Source organism: Streptomyces venezuelae (assembly GCF_008642295.1).
Taxonomy (GTDB): domain Bacteria; phylum Actinomycetota; class Actinomycetes; order Streptomycetales; family Streptomycetaceae; genus Streptomyces; species Streptomyces venezuelae_C.
Map to the genome: position 1 here is coordinate 5,894,168 of NZ_CP029190.1, position 17,418 is coordinate 5,911,585.

A 17,418-nucleotide genomic window follows, 5' to 3' on the forward strand; every position below is an offset into this window, starting at 1 on the left:
CCGCCCGCCGTCCGTAAGGAGGCGATCACTCCACGTTATCCGAGTTCGTGTGATGTGGCGCCGCTCGCGCAAAAACTCTCCAAACCGGCCGATTTGTGCGGAGAGTGACGGCCGACTCCGCTGAGTAACCGTCAACTCCCGCTCGCAGTAGGGGTAATTCACACGACCGGGATACCCGACTGCGACGCGGGGACGATAGGGTTTACCCTGCCCGGGCCGGGTGCCCTCGTACGGGTGGGGAGAGACATGGAACAGATAGCAATGCGCAGTAGGCCGCCCCGCGTGCCTGCCATCACCTGCGGCAGCACCGCGACCAGTACGCGGCTCGACCGCCACCTCGCCGTGCTGGGCGGCCCAGCCGTCCCGCAGCGCGAGGCGGCCGAGGCCACTCTGCTGATGCGTGAACTCACGTCGCGCGACCACACGCACGTCCAGCGGAGCCGGAGCGCGCGCGTCGCACTCTTCGCGCCGCTGCGCCGACTGCGTCGCACCCTCTTCGGCAGCCGCCGCTCGTAACCACCGACCCCGTCCCCCGACGCACCCCCGTCCGTCCCGGCCTCAGGCGACCACACCGTCCCGGCGCAGCGCCGTGATCTGCGCGCCCGTCATCCCCAGGGCGCGCAGCAGGGCGTCGGTGTGTTCGCCGAGCGCGGGCACCGCACCCATCCGCGGTGCCGCGCCGCCCGGCAGTCCGATCGGCGGCAGCAGGGCCCGCAAGGGCCCGGCCGGGGAGTCCACCTCCCGCCAGCGGTCCCGTGCCGCCAGCTGGGGGTGCCCGGCCAGATCCGCCACCGAGTTGAGGCGTGCGCAGGCGATGCCCGCCGCCTCCAGGCGCCCGATCGCCTCCATCGCGCCGAGCCGGGACACCGCCTCGGCCACCACCGCATCGGTCTTCTCCCGGTTGGCGGTCCGCGCCGCATTGGTGGCGTACTCCGGATCCTCCGCCAGCTCCGGCCGCTCCAGGACCCGTTCCGCCAGTCGGCGCCACTCCCGGTCGTTCTGTACCGACAGCAGCACCCGGTTTCCGTCCGCCGTCGGATAGGCGTCGTACGGGGCGATCACGGCATGCGCCAGGCCCGTCCGCGGCGGCTGCTCCCCGCCGTGCATGGTGTGGTGGAGCGGATGCCCCATCCACTCGGCGAGGGCGTCCAGCATCGATACCTCCACCGGCCCGCCGCGGCCGGTGACACCGCGGCGCAGCAGGGCCGCCAGCACCCCGGAGAAGGCGTACATCGCCGCGGCGATATCGGCCGCCGGGATCCCGGACTTGACGGACTCGGCAGGAGTTCCGGTCACCGAGACCAAACCCGCCTCGCACTGCACCAGCATGTCGTAGGCCCGCTTGTGCGCGTACGGGCCCTCGGCGCCGTAGCCGGAGACGTCCACCGCGACCAGCCGCTCGTAGCGGGCGGTGAGGGTGGCGGCGTCGAAGCCCAGCCGGGCGGCAGCGCCCTGGGCGAGGTTCTGTACGAACACGTCCGCACCCGCGATCAGCTGCTCCAGGACCTCCCGGCCGCGCGGCTCCTTCAGGTCCAGCGCGATCGACTCCTTGCCCCGGTTGGCCCAGACGAAATGCGAGGCCAGCCCGTGGGCGGCGGTGTCGTAGCCGCGGGCGAAGTCGCCGCCGTCGGGGCGTTCGACCTTGATCACCCGGGCGCCGAGGTCGGCGAGCTGGCGGGTGGCGAAGGGGGCAGAGACGGCCTGTTCGACGGCGACGACAGTGATCCCGGCCAGCGGGAGCGGTTGGATGTCCATGGGAGACCTGCCTACCGGTTGGCACCCGGATCTGTCACCCCTGGTGGCCGGTCAGCCGTGGCCGCGGGCGAACCGGCGTGCGGCCAGGGGGACGAACAGCACCAGCAGGGCCACCGACCAGCACAGCGCCCCGGCGACGGGATGGGCGGCCGGCCAGGCGGCGCCCGCCGCGGCCTCGCCGCCCGCGTTCCCGCACAGTTCGCGGACGGCCGTGGCCACCGCGCTGATCGGGTTCCACTCGGCGACCGTACGCAGCGGGCCGGGCAGCCCGGCCGTCGGCAGGTACGCGCTGGACAGCATCGGCAGGACGAAGGTGGCGCCGCCGAGCTGCCCGGCCGCCTCCTCGCTCCGGCTGATCAGTCCCAGGTACGTGCCCACCCAGGCGGTGGCGAAGCGGAACAGCAGCAGCACGCCGAGGGCGGCCAGCGCCCCCGGCAGCCCGTTCTCCACCCGCCAGCCCATCGCCAGCCCCACCAGCATCAGCGGAACCATCGCCACCGCCGTGGTCACCAGGTCCGCGCCGGTCTGGCCGAGCGGGACCGCGGCCCGGCTCATCGGCAGCGTCCGGAAGCGGTCCATCACCCCGCGGTGGGCGTCCTGCGCGGCCGTGAACATACCGGTCATCAGGCCGTTGGCGGCGGTCGCGGCCAGCAGTCCGGGCACCAGGAACTCCCGGTACTCGGCCCCGGGCATGGCGAGCGCGCTGCCGAAGACATAGCCGAAGAAGAGCAGCATGGTGATCGGCATGGTCTGGGTGAGGATCAGCAGGGCCGGTGCGTGCCGGGCCTTCTGCAGCTGCCGGCCGAGGACGGCGGTGCCATCGATGAGAACACTGCTCATGCCGCGCACTCCTTGGTGGAGGCCCCGGTGGAGGCCTGGGCGGGGGCCTCGGCCGGGGCCTTGGCGGGGGCGGTCAGGCGGAGGAACACCTCGTCGAGGGTGGGCGGGCGCAGCCGGGCGTCGGTGACCGGCACCCCGGCCGCGTCCAGGGCCCGTACGACCTGAGGCAGGGTCAGGGCGGCATCACGCACCGTCACTCCGACGGTCAGCCGTTCCTCGTCGAGGACCGGCCGGCCGCCGGTGAGCCGGTCCAGCACCACGGCTGCGCCGGTGAGCGCCTCCGGGCCGGCCACCGTGACCTCCGCCGAGGCGCCGATTCGTGCCTTGAGGGCCTCAGGGGTGCCGGTTTCGGCGGCCCGGCCGCGGTCGATCAGCACGATGTGGTCGGCGAGGCGGTCCGCCTCCTCCAGGTACTGGGTGGTCAGCAGCACCGTGGTGCCCTCGGCGGCAAGGGCCCGTACGGCCGTCCAGATCTGCTCGCGGGCGGCCGGATCGAGGCCGGTGGTCGGCTCGTCGAGGAACAGCACCCGGGGGCGGGTGAGCAGCCCGGCGGCGAGGTCGAGCCGGCGGCGCATTCCGCCGGACCAGGTGCCCGCGACCCGGTCGGCGGCCTCGGCGAGTCCGAACCGGTCGAGCAGTTCCTCGGCCCGGGCCCGCCCGGCCGGCCCCCGGAGCCCGCTGAGCCGGGCGAACAGCCGCAGGTTCTCGCGGCCGGTCAACTCTCCGTCCACCGAGGCGTACTGGCCGGTGACGCCGATCAGCCGGCGGGCGGCTGCGGGGGAGCGGGCCACGTCCACTCCGGCCACGGTGGCGGTGCCGGAGTCGGGTGCGGTGAGGGTGGCGAAGATGCGGACGGCGGTGGTCTTGCCGGCGCCGTTGGGGCCGAGCAGTCCGCAGACCGTGCCCTCGGGGACGGCCAGGTCGAGCCCGCGCAGGGCGTGGACCTTCCCGAACCGCTTCTCCAGACCCTCACTAAGTACAGCGTACGTAGTTGTCATGCGGTCGACCATACCGGACTACGTACGGTGTACGTAACTAGGATGGTGGGCGAGGAACGAGGTGATGAGGTGATGACCGATGGCAGCCGGCGGGCGCTCCGCTGAACCCGTGGTGATCTGGGCCCGCCCGCCGCGGACCGGCCGCGGGCCCAGGCCGGCCCACAGCCGCGACTCGATCGCGGCGGAGGCGGTCGGGATCGCCGACGCGGAGGGCATCGAAGCGGTGTCCATGCGGCGGGTCGCAGCCGCGGTGGGTGCCGGGACGATGTCGCTCTACAACTACGTGCCGCGCAAGGAGGACTTGTACGAGCTGATGGTCGACGCGGTGAGCGCCGAGTATGAACTGGCCGCCCCCACCGGGGACTGGCGGGCCGACCTCCGCGGACTGGCTCGCCAGGCAAGGGAGTTGATGCACCGTCATCCCTGGCTGCCGGGTCTGCTGAGTCCCGTGTACGGATTCAGCCCGCACGCGTTGCGGTACCTGGAGCACTGTCTGGACTGCCTGGCGCCGCTGGACGTCACGCCCGGCGAGAAGCTGGAGCTGATCGCCGCCGTCAACGGGGCGGTGGCCGCCTACGCGGCCAATGAACTGGCCCTGGCCGAACGGGCCAGGACCCTGCCGTGGAGCGAGGACGCGGAGCGCCGGGCCCGGACGGCCTACCTCGGCTCGCGGCTGGCGACGGGGGAGTACCCGCTGCTGTCCGCGGCCCTCTCGGCCGGCGCGCACGAGGTCGTCGCGCCGGACCTGGACGCCGCCTTCGACCGCTCGGTGGAACGCCTGCTGGCGGGGTGGGGGTAGGTGGCGCCCGGGGGTTCGTCAGGGGTCCCCAGGGGAGGGTCAGAGGGGCAGGGCGAACTGCCCGCCCGGGCCCTCCTCCTGGTGCTCCAGGACCGAGGCCGGGCGGCGGGACCAGCGCGGTGGCGGCAGCACGCCCGCGGTGTGCAGGTCCGCCGTCGCCAGGGCCGGGCCGGTCTCGAACGCGGCCCGCTCCGGGGCGAGTTCCGCCAGCAGGGACAGGGTGGTGAGCAGGCCCAGCAGTTCCGAGGTCCACTCCTGAGGCCACCGGTCCGGCCCCAGCGACTCCAGCCCGTCCGCGTCGCGGTAGGCGGTCCGGGCCGCGAACCAGCCCTCCAGTACCCGGGCGCCGCGCACCTCGTACTCCCACGCTCCGGCCGGAACCGGGGAGATCTGCCCGGAGCCCAGGTGGAGGGTCTCGGTCTCGGGGTCGTACGCCAGGCCGTCCGGCCGGGCCGGCACGGCGGCCCGCACATACGGCCGGCGCCCGCCCGGCAGCCTCGGCGGCTCCCCGCCGCGGGCCCCGCGCAGCTGGACGGTCAGGATGCGGTGGCCGAGCTCCAGCCCGGCCCGCCAGCGCCCGGGATCGCCGGCGAGCGGGACCTCGTACCCGCGCGGGCCCGGCCGGCCGGCGGCCAGCACCCAGGACAGCAGGTCCTCCGGGGTCACCCAGGTCCGGTACCGCCCGCCCAGGAAGTCGAGCAGGCCCGGCGCCAGATTGGGCTCCGCGCCGCCCGGGCGCCGGTGCAGCGGGCGCACCCGGCCCAGCCGCCCGGCCGGAAGGTGGGCGCTGACCAGGTCCTCCATGAGAAACAGCTGCTGGGCGTCCCGGACCCGCCACAGCTCCGGGCGCGCGGCGTCGATGAGCCGCTGGTCCGGCAGCAGCCACTCCTCCTGGAACGGCCCGGACAGCACCCGTACCGGCTCCGGACACTCCCCGGGCTCGTGCGCGAACCGCCCGGTCCCGGTGCGCTGCCCGGGCAGCGCCGCCGCCCCGGCGGCCGGCGTACGGGCCCGGCTCGGGCGGAACAGCCGCTCCCGCTCGGCACCCCCGGCCGAGGTCACCGCCGCCCAGCGGGCCCGCAGGGTCGCGGGATCGGCGGCGGCCGGCCAGGCCCGGCCCAGCCTCAGCGGGGCCACCGACCAGGGCATCAGATCGTCCAGCAGAAGCGCGTCGTCGCTCACGGCGCCGATGCTAGGCGGTCATCCCCGGTACGGGCACGCTACGCTCCTTTTGTACGCACATGTACCGACCGAGGAGGCGGCCATGAGCCAGTACGACGAATACTCGACCCCATCACAGGCCGAAGGCGAACGGCTCGACGACGACATGGACGAGAAGGAGCGCCGGCAGCGGCAGCACCCGCAGACCATGCGCACCACCCCGTCCCAGGCCGAGGGCGAGCGCGGAACCGAGGACGACGAGTAGCAGCAGCCCGGCGAGCAGCAGCCCCGCCGGTACCGGTTCCGCTCAGTGCGCGTCCATGGTCACGGTGAAGGAGAACCGGTCGCCCCGGTACCGGATCCGCGCCACATCCACCACCCGGCCGTCCTCGTCGTACGTCACGCCCGTGTAGTGCAGGATCGGGCTCAGCAGCGGTACGTCCAGCAGCTCGGCGGTGGCCGGGTCGGCCAGCCGCGCCTCTACCGTGTCCGTGATCCGGCTGATCCGGACGCCGACCACGTCCCGCAGCACCTTGGTCATCGGCCAGCGCTCCAGATCGGCCGCCTCCACCGCCGCGGCCAGCTCCGGCCGGACCGCGTTCTCCGCCCAGTTGGTGGGCTCGCCCGTGGTGCCATCGCGGCGCAGCCGCCGGTAGGTGACCAGCTCCGCGGCATCCGGGAAGTACTCGGCGAGGTCCCCGGGGACCGGTCCCCGCTCCTGCCCGAGCACCGTGGTGCGCTCGCCCGACTGCTGGGCCACGATCGCATCGACCGAGCCCAGCAGCCGGACCGGGGCACTGCGCCGGGCCCCCGGCTCGATGAAGGTGCCGCGCCGCCGGTGCCGGCTGATCAGGCCCTCCTGCTCCAGCTCCTTGAGCGCCTGCCGCATGGTCAGCACGCTCACCCCGTAGTGCTCGGCCAGCTGCTCCTCGGTGGGCAGGCGCAGCGAGGAGTCCGGGGTGCGGCCGAGTATCGAGGCGCGCAGTGACTGCGACACCTGGTACCAGAGCGGCAGCTTCCGGTTGAGTACCAGCGAGTCGGGTGCGAAGGCGGTCACGGCGGTTCTCCGAACGGGTGGGGCGGGGTGCGGCCTGCCGCAGGCCCGCGGCAGGCCTGCGGCGTGCAGGAATCCTAGGCGCGGAAGTGCCGCTGCAGACCCTGCCAGACGTCGTCGTACCGCCGCTGGAGGTGATCCGCGCCCGCCGCCTGGGCGGTGGCGGTGATCGGCCAGCGGGTCTCGAACATGAAGGCCAGACCGTCGTCGATCTTCTGCGGCTTCAGCTCGGCGGCGCTGGCCTTGTCGAAGGTCTCCCGGTCCGGGCCGTGCGCGGACATCATGTTGTGCAGCGAGCCGCCGCCGGGCACGAAGCCCTCGGCCTTGGCGTCGTACGCGCCCTCGATGAGGCCCATGTACTCGCTCATCACGTTCCGGTGGAAGTACGGCGGCCGGAAGGTGTCCTCGCCGACCAGCCAGCGCGGGGCGAACACCACGAAGTCCACGCCCGCCAGGCCCGGGGTGTCGGAGGGCGAGGTCAGCACCGTGAAGATCGACGGGTCCGGGTGGTCGTAGCTGATGGTGCCCAGGACATTGAAGCGGCGCAGGTCGTAGACGTACGGGGTGTGGGTGCCGTGCCAGGCGACCACGTCCAGGGGGGAGTGGCCATAGGTCGCGGACCACAGGTTGCCGCAGAACTTGTTGACCACCTCGGTCGGCCGCTCGATGTCCTCGTACGCGGCGACGGGCGCCTGGAAGTCGCGGGCGGCGGCGAGGCCGTTGGCCCCGATCGGGCCGAGGTCGGGCAGCTGGAAGGGCTGGCCGTAGTTCTCGCAGACGTAACCGCGGGCATCGGCGTCGAGCAGCTCGACGCGGAAGCGCACCCCGCGCGGGATCAGCGCCACATGCCCGGGCTCGGCGCGCAGCAGGCCGAGCTCGGTGCGCAGCAGCAGTCCGCCGCGCTCCGGGACGATCAGCAGTTCGCCGTCGGAGTCGCTGAACACCCGGTCGGTCATGGATGCGTTGGCGGCGTAGAGGTGGATGGCCATGCCGGCGCGCTGGGCGGCGTCACCGTTGCCGCCGAGGGTCCACAGGCCGGACAGGAAGTCGGTGCCGGGGGCCGGGTCGGGCAGCGGGTTCCAGCGCAGCCGGTTGGGGTCCGGGACGGTCTCGGTGAACGGGGCGGTGCGCAGTCCGCCGTTGTCGATGCGGGTGAAGGGCGGATGCGCGGCCGAGGGGCGGATCCGGTAGAGCCAGGAGCGCCGGTTGTGGGCGCGCGGCTCGGTGAACGCGCTGCCGCTGAGCTGCTCGGCGTACAGGCCCAAGGGCGCCCGCTGGGGGGAGTTGCGGCCCAGGGGGAGGGCGCCGGGGACGGCCTCCGAGCTGTGCTCGTTGCCGAAGCCGGTGAGATACACCAGCCCCTCCGCCGTCTTCCTCGCCTGCTCGCTCATGCCTGCTCCCACTCCGTCGAAGGAATCCTATGGTCGACAGTAGGATTCCGCGGCCGTGGCGTCAACGCCGGACCGGGGCGGAGGCGGCGGGAAAAGGGTCGTGCGCGAGGGGATCCGAAAAGATGAACATTGCTCTACTCTCACGCGCATGTCGTGGACCCGCAGGCTCCCTGCCGTTCCGGCGGCTCTCCTCGCCGCCCTCCTCGCCCTCCTGACCCTGCTCCTCGCCGCGCCCGCCGCGCAGGCGCACGAGGAGCGGCCCGTCACCTTCCCCGACGGCTCCGGATCGGTACCGGAGTACCGAAAGGCCGAACCCGACCTCCTTGTCTGCAAGACCGACCGGGCCGCGTTCGAGAAACGCATCGCCGGCTTCCCGGAGGAACTCAGGCAGCGCAACCTCGCCCTCTTCGCGCGCTGCGAGCAGAGCGGCTTCCGCCACCTGCAGGAGGCCGTCGACAAGGTCGACCGCCCGGGCATGAACATCGCGATCCTGCCCGGCCTCTACGAGGAGGAGCCCTCACTGCCCAAGCCGACGGGCGAGTGCGCCGCACTGAAGGCGCCCGGCTCCTCCTTCGGCTACCAGATCCTCAGCTACGAGCAGCAGGTGCAGTGCCGGCACAACCAGAACCTCGTCGCCATCATGGGCAAGACCAACCTGCAGATCGAGGGCACCGGCGCCTCCCGGCTGGACGTGGTCATCGACGCCAAGTACCAGAAGCTGAACGGACTCCGCGCGGACCGGTCCAACGGCATCTACTTCCGCAACTTCACCGCCCAGCGCACCACCTTCAACTCGCTGTACGTGCTGGCCGGCGACGGTTTCGTCATCGACGACGTCCTGACCCGCTGGAACGACGAATACGGCTTCCTGACCTTCGCCAGTGACCACGGGCTCTACAAGAACTGCGAGTCCTACGGCAACGGAGACTCCGGCATCTACCTGGGCAGCGCCTCGAACATCAACGAGGGCCGCGGCTACGACGTGCCCCGCTACTCCATCGAGATCACCGGCTGCCGCAGCCACCACAACATGGTCGGCTACTCCGGCACCGCCGGTGACTCGGTCTGGGTCCACGACAACGAGTTCGACCACAACATGGGCGGCGCCTCCATGGACAGCGCCTTCCCGGGCCACCCCGGACTCCCGCAGAACCACGCCAAGTTCGAGCGGAACCTGATCCACGACAACAACCAGGACTACTACCGCCACGTGGCCGACGGCACCTGCGCCAAACCGCCCATCGACCGGGGCTACGAGCAGGGCGTGGTCTGCCCGCAGATCTCCATGCCCCCCGGCACGGGCATCATCACCGCGGGCGGCAACTGGAACATCTACGAGAACAACTGGGTGTACGGGCACCGGCGCGCCGCGTTCTTCCTCAGCGCCGTCCCCGCCTTCATCCGGGGGGAGTCCGCCTGGTCCAAGCAGGCGGACACCTCCCACCACAACCGGTACGCCGGCAACATCCTGGGCAAGGACAAGACCGGCGCCTCCCGGCCCAACGGCATGGACGTGTGGTGGGACGGGCAGGGCAAGGGCAACTGCTGGCAGAACGGCCCGGACGGGTCCAGCCCGGGCACCGTTCCGGAGTGCGGCAAGGCCCGCGGAGACGTCTCCGGCTCCTCGCACCGGCTGGCCGGCGAGCCGGTGAAACTCGTCCAGCTGCTGGTCTGCTCCGACTACAACGTCCAGGCCCGCCGACTGCCGGCCGGCTGCGACTGGTACGGCGCCCGCGGTCTGGAACGGGTGGAGACGCAGGCGGCGCTGGCGGTGGCCGCGGTGCTGCTGCTGGTCGGCGGCATCCTGTGGTGGCGCAGGCTGCGCGGCAGCCGGCCGGCCACGGTGGCCTCGCTGCTGGGCCTGGCCGGTCTGGCCCTGGACGTGGCGGGCTCGACCATGTCCCTGACCGGCACCTTCGTGCCCGCCCTCGCCCTGCTCCTGCTGGGCCTGTGGTGGACCGGGATCGGCCTGGCCCTGCGCCCGGACCGCCCCTGGCTCGCCCGCCTCACCCTCCTTCTGGGCGGACTGACCCTGCTCGACGCCTTCGACAAGGCGGTCCTGATGATCCCCTGGATTCCGCTGAGCCCGGCCTGGTTCCGCGGACTGGTGGCCGTGGTCTGGGTGCTGTGGGCCGTGATCGCATCGGCCCGCCCCGGCCCCGGCCGGGTGAGCGGCACCCCCGGCGGCCCGGACGAGGACCCCGCCGGCGACCGCACCCCGGCCCCGCCCGGCCCCACCCCGGCCCTGAGCGCAGTAGCCACCGCCGACCCGCCCCCGGGCGGGGGCCCGGGCACGGCCCGGGGCGCGTCCCCGGGCGGGCGCGCGGGGAGAGCCGGGGGCGGGGCCGCCGACGGGGCTGCGGGCGGCCCCTGGGGGCGCGGCCCGGTCCGGGGCGCCGACGGGGGCCCGGCGGGCGGTCCCCGGTTCGGGGGCACCCCGGGCGATGGCCCCTTCGGGGGTGCGGCGTGAGCACCCCCGAGGCGGGCCCGGCCGGGGCGGCAACCCCGGCCGGGCAGCCCGCCGCCCAGGCCGGCGGTACGCCGCCGGGCTCGCCCGGCGGGCCCGGCCGCAGCCGCCGCACCCGCCGGAGCCGCCGCCCCGCGGCCCTGCTCGCCGTCGCCCTGCTCGTCACGGCCGGCCTGGCGGCGGGCTGCGGCGGACGGCCCACCACCCACCACAGGCCCGGCACCAGCCACGAGCAGGCCTCCGGCAGCACCGGCAGGCTGCTGGAGACCACGGACGCGGCCGGCCACCGCTACCGGGAGGTCCCCGCCGACGGCGCCCCCGAGGTCCGCCTGACCGTCCGCCCCGACACCGAGGACGGCTGGAACCTCGAACTCGCCGTGCAGAACTTCCGGTTCACTCCAGGGAGCACCGGCGGCGCGGCCCTCCCGGGCGCGGGCCATGCCCATCTGGAGCTGGACGGCCGGAAACTGGCCCGGCTGTACGGCCCCTGGCACCACCTGCCGGCCGCGCAGGTACCGCCGGGTCCGCACACCCTGACCGTCCGCCTGTACGCGGACGATCACACCGCCTGGGCGGTCGCGGGCACGCCGGTCCAGGCCACGGCGCAGCTCACCGCAGCCGCGCCAGGCGCCACCCCGGGCCACACCCACGGCACCCCACCGTCCGCGGGCACCCCGGCGCCCGGCACCCCGGCACCGGGCGTCCCGGCACCGGGCGTCCCCGAGGCGGACCGGACCGTGACCGTCTCCGTCCGCGACGGCAAGGTCAGCCCCGCCCCCGGCCGCACCGAGCTCAAGCGCGGCGAGCGCGTTGCCCTGCGCGTCACCAGCGACCGCGCCGACACCCTGCACGTCCACGGCTACGACCGCGAACTGGCCCTGCCCCCGGGCCGGGAGGCCACCCTGGTCCTGACGGTGGACCGCACCGGTCTCTTCGAGGTCGAAACCCACGAGTCCGGCCTCGTCCTCACCCAGCTCGTGGTCCGGTGACCGGGTGAGGACGAGCGGCACCTTCCCGGGCCCGGCCCCGGGCCCGGCTCCCGGCCCGGGGGCCGGTCTCCGGGCCGACCTCGGCGAGGTCCTCGCCCATGGCGTGGGGGCCAGCCACGACCTGCCCATCTCTCCCTTCTATGCGTTCGCCGGTGCCTTCACCGCCCTGTTCGTCTCCTTCCTCGCCCTCGGCCTGCTCTGGTCCACCTCCCGGTTCCGTGGCGACCGGTCCGGCCGCCCGCTGCCCGCCCGCCTGGAACGCCTCGCCGATGCCCCTGCCACCCGTACCGTCTTGCGGGTGGCCGGGCTCGCCGCGGCCCTGTTCGTCCTGCTGCACCTCCTCCTCGGTCCCGACGACCCCGAGCGGAACCCGGCGCCCGGTGCCGTCTACGTCCTCCTCTGGGTCGGTCTGGTCCCTGCCTCCCTCCTGTTCGGCCCCGTCTGGCGCCTCCTCAGCCCGCTGCGCACCGTTCACCGCCTCCTCGAGCGGATCCGGAACCGAGCCGCCGGGGGCCGGGCCGCCGCCCGCCCGGACCCCGCCCGCCCGGCTGCCGCCCGCCCGATACCGGCCCGCCTCGGCATCCGGCCCGCCGCACTCGGACTGCTCTGCTTCACCTGGCTCGAACTCGTCGCCCCCGACCCCGCATCGACCACCACCCTCCTGACCGCCGTGCTCTGCTACACCGCCGCCCAGCTGCTGCTCGCCGCCCGCTACGGCGCGCGCTGGTTCGCCCACGGAGACGCCTTCGAGGCGTACTCCGTGCTCCTGTCCCGGCTCTCCCCCCTCGGCCGCCGCAGCGACGGCCGCCTGGTCCTCCGCAACCCCTTCCACGGACTCGACGGGACGGCCGAGCAGCCCGGACTGCTCGCCACCGTCTGCGTCCTGCTCGGATCCACCGCCTACGACGGCTTCTCCGACACCCCCTCCTGGATCAATACCGTCCAGACCTCCCCCCTCGGCCGCACCCCCACGGCCACCCTCGGACTCCTCGGCTCCATCGCCCTCGTCGCCGCCCTCTACTGCCTGTGCGCGGCGGCCACCCGCCTGGTCTCCGGCCCGCTCCCCGGCCCCCTGACCGCCTTCGCGCACTCACTGCTGCCGATCGCCCTCGGCTATCTCATCGCCCACTACTTCTCCCTCCTGGTGACCGAAGGACCACGCACAGTCATCATGGCACTGGGCACTGACAACGCCCCCGAACCCGCTCCGCCCCTGGGGCCCGGCGGCCTCGCCGCCCTCCAGGTCATCGCCGTGGTCACCGGCCACGTCCTCGGTGTGGTCGCGGCCCATGACCGCTCCGTGCGGCTCTTCCCGCCCGCCCGGGCCGTCGCCGGGCAGCTCCCGCTGCTCGCGCTGATGATCATCTACACCCTCGGCGGAATCGGACTCCTGCTGAACTGATCGACTTCGAGGAGCGGCATGATGGACCCCGTGTCCCCCCTGCCTCCCGCCCATTCCCTCCGCCGCGCCCCGGTCCAGCAGCGCAGCGCCGACCGGCTCGCCCGGATCCTCGACGCCTGTGCCGAGCTGCTCGACGAGACCGGCTACGAAAACCTCAGCACCCGTGCCGTCGCGCTGCGGGCCGGGGTACCCATCGGCTCCGTGTACCGGTTCTTCGGCAACAAGCGGGCCATGGCCGACGCCCTCGCCCACCGCAACCTCGACCGCTACGCCGAGGGCATCGCCGACCGGCTGGCCGTGCTCCCGGGCACCGACTGGCGGCCGGTCGTGGACGCCGTGCTGGACGAGTACCTCGCCATGAAGCGGAGCGTCCCCGGCTTCGTCCTGGTCGACTTCGGGGTGCCGGCGCCGCCGGCCGAGGAATCGCCCGCCGACCCCAACCACCTCGTCGCCGCCCGCCTCACCGAACTTCTCTGCGCCCACCTCCGGCGGACCCCCGACGCCGCCCTGCGGCGCGCCGTCCTGGTCGCCGTCGAGGCCACCGACGCCCTGATCCAGCTGGCCTTCCGCTCCGACCCGGCCGGTGACCGGGACATCGTCGACGAGACCCGGGCGATGATGCACGCCTATCTCGCCCGCGTCCTGGACTGAGGACCGCCGGACCCTCCCGCCCGTGCCTACCGGTCGGTATGCTCGGCCTGCCCGCGTGCCGCAGCCTGCCGCCCCCAGGAGGGCCCATGCCCAGCGCTCCCCGCACCGCCCTGCGCATCTGCCCGCTCTGTGAAGCCACCTGCGGACTCACCCTCACCCTCGACGGCACCACCGTCACCGGCGCCCGCGGCGACCGTGAGGACGTCTTCAGCCGCGGCTTCATCTGCCCCAAGGGCGCGGCCTTCGGCGGGGTGGACGGTGACCCCGACCGGCTCCGCACCCCGCTGGTCCGGCGCGACGGGCAGCTGTGCGAAGCGAGCTGGGAGGAGGCGTACGAGGCCATCGCCGCCGTCGTCCCCGGCCTGGTCCGGGAGCACGGGGCCCAGTCGGTCGGCGTGGTCCTCGGCAACCCCAACGTCCACACCATGGCCGGGGCCCTCTATCCGCCGCTGCTGCTCAAGGCCCTCGGCACCCGCAATCTGTTCACGGCCAGCACCCTCGACCAGATGCCCAAGCACGTCTCCAGCGGTCTGCTGTTCGGGGACCCCTTCGCCATCCCGGTCCCGGACCTCGACCGCACCGACTTCCTGCTGCTCCTCGGCGCCAACCCGGTCGAATCCAACGGCAGTCTGTGTACCGCCCCGGACTTCCCCGGCCGGCTGAAGGCCCTGCGGGCCCGCAGTGGCACCCTGGTGGTCGTGGATCCGCGCCGGACCCGGACCGCCCGACTCGCCGACCGCCATCTCGCGCCCCGGCCCGGCAGCGACGCCCTGCTGCTCGCCGCCCTCGCCCACACCCTCCTCGCGGAGAAGCTCGCCGACCCCGGCCCGCTGACGGACCTGCTCGACGGAGACCTCCGGGAACTCGCCGAAGCCCTCGCCCGTTTCACCCCCGAGGAGGTCGCGCCCGCCTGCGACCTCCCGGCCCGGGAGATCCGCGCGCTCGCCCGTCAGCTGGCCGCCGCCCCCACCGCCGCCGTGTACGGGCGGATGGGCAGCTGCACGGTCGAGTACGGAACTCTCGCCAGCTGGCTGGTCGACGTACTCAACATCCTCACCGGCAATCTCGACCGGCCGGGCGGAGCCCTCTTCCCGCTCTCCGCGACCGCCCCCGCGCCCCGGGCGGCCGGTCCGGGCAAGGGCTTCGCCCTCGGCCGCTGGTCCAGCCGGGTGTCGGGCCACCCCGAGGCCAAGGGCGAACTCCCCCTCGCCGCCCTCGCCGAGGAGATCGACACACCGGGGGAGGGCCGCATTCGCGCGGTGATCGCCATCGCCGCGAACCCGGTGCTGTCCGCGCCCGACGGCCGGCGCCTCGACGCGGCCCTGGCCGGCCTGGACTTCATGGTCTCGGTCGACCCCTATCTGAACGAGACATCCCGGCACGCCCACGTGGTGCTGCCCCCGCCGCCGCCCTCGCAGAGCGCACACTTCGACTTCGCCTTCAACGGATTCGCGGTACGCAACCAGGTCCGCTTCAGCCCGGCCGCGGTCCCCCTCGACGAGGACCGGCTGGACGAATGCGAGATCCAGGCACGCCTGGTCCTCGCCGTGTCCGGCATGCACGGCGCCGCCGCCCCGGCCGCCGTGGACGACCTGGCGATCCGCGCAGGCCTGGCCAAGGCCGTTGCCGATCCGGGCTCACCGCTGCACGGAGCCGACCCGGACCGGCTCGCCGGCCTGCTCGCCGGCACCTCCGCGCCGGAGCGGCGGCTGGACATGATGCTCCGACTCGGCCCGTACGGGGACCGGTTCGGCTTCGGTACCTCCCCTGCCCACGAGGCCGCGGCCGACGGCGGCCTCGGGCTGGAGCGCCTGCTCGCGCACCCGCACGGAATCGACCTGGGCCCGCTGCGGCCCCGGCTCCCGGGCGTACTCAAGACGCGCAGCGGCAGGATCGAGCTGCTGCCGGAACCGATCGCCGCCGAACTCCCCAGGCTGCACGCGGCGCTGGCGGAACGCCCCGCTGCCCTGGTGCTCGTCGGCCGCCGGCATCTGCGGTCCAACAACAGCTGGTTGCACAACGTCCCGGCCCTCACCGGAGGTTCCAACCGGTGCACCCTTCAGGTGCATCCGCTGGATGCCGCCCGGCTGGGACTCGTGGACGGGAAGGCGGCCAGGATCAGTGCCGACGGCGGATCGCTGGAGGTGCCGGTGGAGATCACCGACAGCGTGCGGACCGGGGTGGTCAGCCTGCCGCACGGCTGGGGCCACGACCGGCCCGGCACCCGGCTGTCCGCCGCCTCCGCTCAGCCGGGGGCCAATGTGAACCAGCTGCTCGACGGCAGTCGGCTGGACCCGCTGTCCGGGACCGCCGTCCTCAATGGCTTCCCGGTGGAGGTGGAGCTCGTTCCCCTACCCTGAGCTGGGGTTTTGCTCTTATTGCTCACGCGTTCACACCTTGTTGACGCGTATCGGGGACACCTACCTTCCCCTCATGCTGACCATCCTCGGATTCGCCATGATCGCGACATTCCTCGTCCTGATCATGATGAAAAAGATGTCGCCGATCGCGGCACTCGTCCTCGTCCCCGCCCTGTTCTGCGTCGTCGCCGGCCAGGGTGCGCAGCTCGGCGACTACGTCATCGAGGGGGTCGGCAAGCTCGCGCCGACCGCCGCCATGCTGATGTTCGCCATCGTCTACTTCGGCGTGATGATCGACGTCGGCCTCTTCGACCCGATCGTCCGCGGCATCCTGCGCTTCTGCAAGGCGGACCCGATGCGCGTGGTCGTCGGGACCGCCGTGCTGGCCGCCATCGTCTCCCTCGACGGCGACGGCTCGACCACCTTCATGATCACGGTGTCGGCCATGTACCCGCTGTACAAGCGGCTCGGCCTGAGCCTGGTGGTGATGACCGGGGTGGCCGCCACCGCCAACGGCGTGATGAACACCCTGCCCTGGGGCGGCCCCACGGCCCGCGCCGCCACCGCCCTCAAACTGGACGCGGCCGACATCTTCGTCCCCATGATCCCGGCCCTCGCCGTGGGCCTGGTCTTCGTGTTCGTGCTGGCCTATGTGCTGGGTGTGCGCGAGCGCCGCCGGGTGGGCCTGCTGGCCCTTCCCGCCGAGGAGCTTGCCGAGGAGCCCGCCGAGGAGCCGGTGGAGACCTTGGTTGCGGCCGGTGTTCCGGGCTCCACCGGTACCCCCGCCGGTCCCGACGGTGCCACCGGGTCCGCCGGCGCCGGCGCTTCGGCCCCCGCCGCCCCGGAGCACGAGGGGTTCCAGGGCCTGGACCCGCACCGTGCCACCCTGCGCCCCCGCCTCTACTGGTTCAACGCCGGTCTCACCCTCCTCCTGCTCACCTCGATGATCATGGAGCTGCTGCCCATCCCGGTGCTGTTCCTGCTGGGCGCCGCCCTCGCGCTCACCGTCAACTTCCCGAAGATGCCGGACCAGAAGGCCCGGATCGCCGCGCACGCCGAAAACGTCCTCAATGTGGCCGGCATGGTCTTCGCCGCCGCCGTCTTCACCGGGGTGCTCACCGGCACCGGCATGGTCAAGCACATGGCCGACTGGCTGGTCGGCGCCGTCCCCGAGGGCATGGGCCCGCACATGGCCCTGGTCACCGGCCTGCTCAGCCTGCCCCTCACCTACTTCATGTCGAACGACGGCTTCTATTTCGGGGTCCTGCCGGTTCTCGCCGAGGCCGGCGCCGCCCACGGGGTCTCCCCGCTGGAGATCGCCCGGGCCTCCCTGGTGGGCCAGGCCCTGCACATGTCGAGCCCGCTGGTCCCCGCCGTCTACGTCCTCGTCGGTATGGCCAAGGTGGAGTTCGGCGACCACACCCGCTTCACGGTCAAGTGGGCCGCGCTCACCTCCCTCGTGGTGCTGGCGGCAGGGATCGTTTTCGGCATCATCTGAGCCTGGCGCGCCTAAAACTACCGGCGCTAATTTGTAGGGTGTCTGCGAGGTTC

General features: G+C 73.3%; 15 protein-coding genes. 9 read left to right on the plus strand and 6 right to left on the minus strand.

The window, feature by feature from the left end; genetic code table 11:
- The first annotated feature begins 246 nt into the window (after positions 1-246).
- Positions 247-516 carry a hypothetical protein gene (locus DEJ50_RS26540; protein WP_150210608.1) on the plus strand — a complete coding sequence of 90 codons (270 nt, stop codon included), beginning with the start codon at positions 247-249 and terminating at the stop codon, positions 514-516.
- 42 nt (positions 517-558) lie between these two features.
- Here the strand turns inward: DEJ50_RS26540 and DEJ50_RS26545 are convergent, their stop codons facing one another.
- Genes DEJ50_RS26545 through DEJ50_RS26555 form a run of 3 tightly spaced genes read right to left on the minus strand, consistent with a single transcriptional unit; the run spans position 559 to position 3,593 of the window.
- The gene (locus DEJ50_RS26545; RefSeq protein ID WP_150210609.1) at positions 559-1,755 is read right to left on the minus strand and encodes a CaiB/BaiF CoA transferase family protein; all 1,197 of its coding nucleotides are present in this window, start codon (positions 1,753-1,755) and stop codon (positions 559-561) included.
- Positions 1,756-1,806: 51 nt separating this feature from the next.
- Positions 1,807-2,595: an ABC transporter permease gene (locus DEJ50_RS26550; RefSeq protein WP_150210610.1), complete on the minus strand. Its 789-nt coding sequence runs from the start codon at positions 2,593-2,595 to the stop codon at positions 1,807-1,809.
- Complete coding sequence (locus DEJ50_RS26555) at positions 2,592-3,593, minus strand: ATP-binding cassette domain-containing protein (RefSeq protein WP_190344705.1); 1,002 nt, start codon at positions 3,591-3,593, stop codon at positions 2,592-2,594. The genes DEJ50_RS26550 and DEJ50_RS26555 overlap by 4 nt, the downstream gene beginning before the upstream one ends.
- Positions 3,594-3,672: 79 nt before the next feature.
- Here DEJ50_RS26555 and DEJ50_RS26560 point away from each other — a divergent pair, with 79 nt between their 5' ends.
- Entirely contained in the window at positions 3,673-4,392 is a 720-nt protein-coding gene (locus DEJ50_RS26560; protein WP_150210612.1) for a TetR/AcrR family transcriptional regulator, read from the plus strand.
- A 39-nt stretch (positions 4,393-4,431) separates the two neighbouring features.
- On the opposite strand, the gene DEJ50_RS26565 is transcribed toward DEJ50_RS26560, so the two are convergent.
- Positions 4,432-5,541, minus strand: coding sequence for a type ISP restriction/modification enzyme (locus DEJ50_RS26565; RefSeq protein WP_190345051.1), 1,110 nt, complete (start codon positions 5,539-5,541; stop codon positions 4,432-4,434).
- Between the two features lie 115 nt (positions 5,542-5,656).
- Here DEJ50_RS26565 and DEJ50_RS34095 point away from each other — a divergent pair, with 115 nt between their 5' ends.
- Entirely contained in the window at positions 5,657-5,818 is a 162-nt protein-coding gene (locus DEJ50_RS34095; protein WP_190344707.1) for a hypothetical protein, read from the plus strand.
- Positions 5,819-5,860: 42 nt separating this feature from the next.
- Here DEJ50_RS34095 and DEJ50_RS26570 read toward each other — a convergent pair whose 3' ends face one another.
- Positions 5,861-6,610, minus strand: coding sequence for a GntR family transcriptional regulator (locus tag DEJ50_RS26570; RefSeq protein ID WP_150210614.1), 750 nt, complete (start codon positions 6,608-6,610; stop codon positions 5,861-5,863).
- A 74-nt stretch (positions 6,611-6,684) separates the two neighbouring features.
- Positions 6,685-7,998 (minus strand): homogentisate 1,2-dioxygenase, encoded by a 1,314-nt coding sequence (gene hmgA / locus DEJ50_RS26575; protein ID WP_150210615.1) that lies wholly within the window; start codon positions 7,996-7,998, stop codon positions 6,685-6,687.
- Between the two features lie 148 nt (positions 7,999-8,146).
- Here hmgA and DEJ50_RS26580 point away from each other — a divergent pair, with 148 nt between their 5' ends.
- The 6 genes from DEJ50_RS26580 (at position 8,147) to DEJ50_RS26605 (ending at position 17,365) form a co-directional block, all read left to right on the plus strand.
- Positions 8,147-10,468 (plus strand): right-handed parallel beta-helix repeat-containing protein, encoded by a 2,322-nt coding sequence (locus DEJ50_RS26580; protein ID WP_150210616.1) that lies wholly within the window; start codon positions 8,147-8,149, stop codon positions 10,466-10,468.
- Positions 10,469-10,605: 137 nt separating this feature from the next.
- On the plus strand, positions 10,606-11,454 hold the full coding sequence (locus tag DEJ50_RS26585) for a hypothetical protein (RefSeq protein WP_150212381.1): 849 nt from the start codon (positions 10,606-10,608) through the stop codon (positions 11,452-11,454).
- Between the two features lie 103 nt (positions 11,455-11,557).
- Positions 11,558-12,856 carry a hypothetical protein gene (locus DEJ50_RS26590; protein ID WP_150212382.1) on the plus strand — a complete coding sequence of 433 codons (1,299 nt, stop codon included), beginning with the start codon at positions 11,558-11,560 and terminating at the stop codon, positions 12,854-12,856.
- Between the two features lie 21 nt (positions 12,857-12,877).
- Positions 12,878-13,507 (plus strand): TetR/AcrR family transcriptional regulator, encoded by a 630-nt coding sequence (locus DEJ50_RS26595; RefSeq protein WP_150212383.1) that lies wholly within the window; start codon positions 12,878-12,880, stop codon positions 13,505-13,507.
- 86 nt (positions 13,508-13,593) lie between these two features.
- Complete coding sequence (locus tag DEJ50_RS26600; RefSeq protein WP_150210617.1) at positions 13,594-15,867, plus strand: molybdopterin-dependent oxidoreductase; 2,274 nt, start codon at positions 13,594-13,596, stop codon at positions 15,865-15,867.
- Between the two features lie 73 nt (positions 15,868-15,940).
- Positions 15,941-17,365, plus strand: coding sequence for a CitMHS family transporter (locus tag DEJ50_RS26605; protein ID WP_150210618.1), 1,425 nt, complete (start codon positions 15,941-15,943; stop codon positions 17,363-17,365).
- Positions 17,366-17,418: the final 53 nt, after the last annotated feature.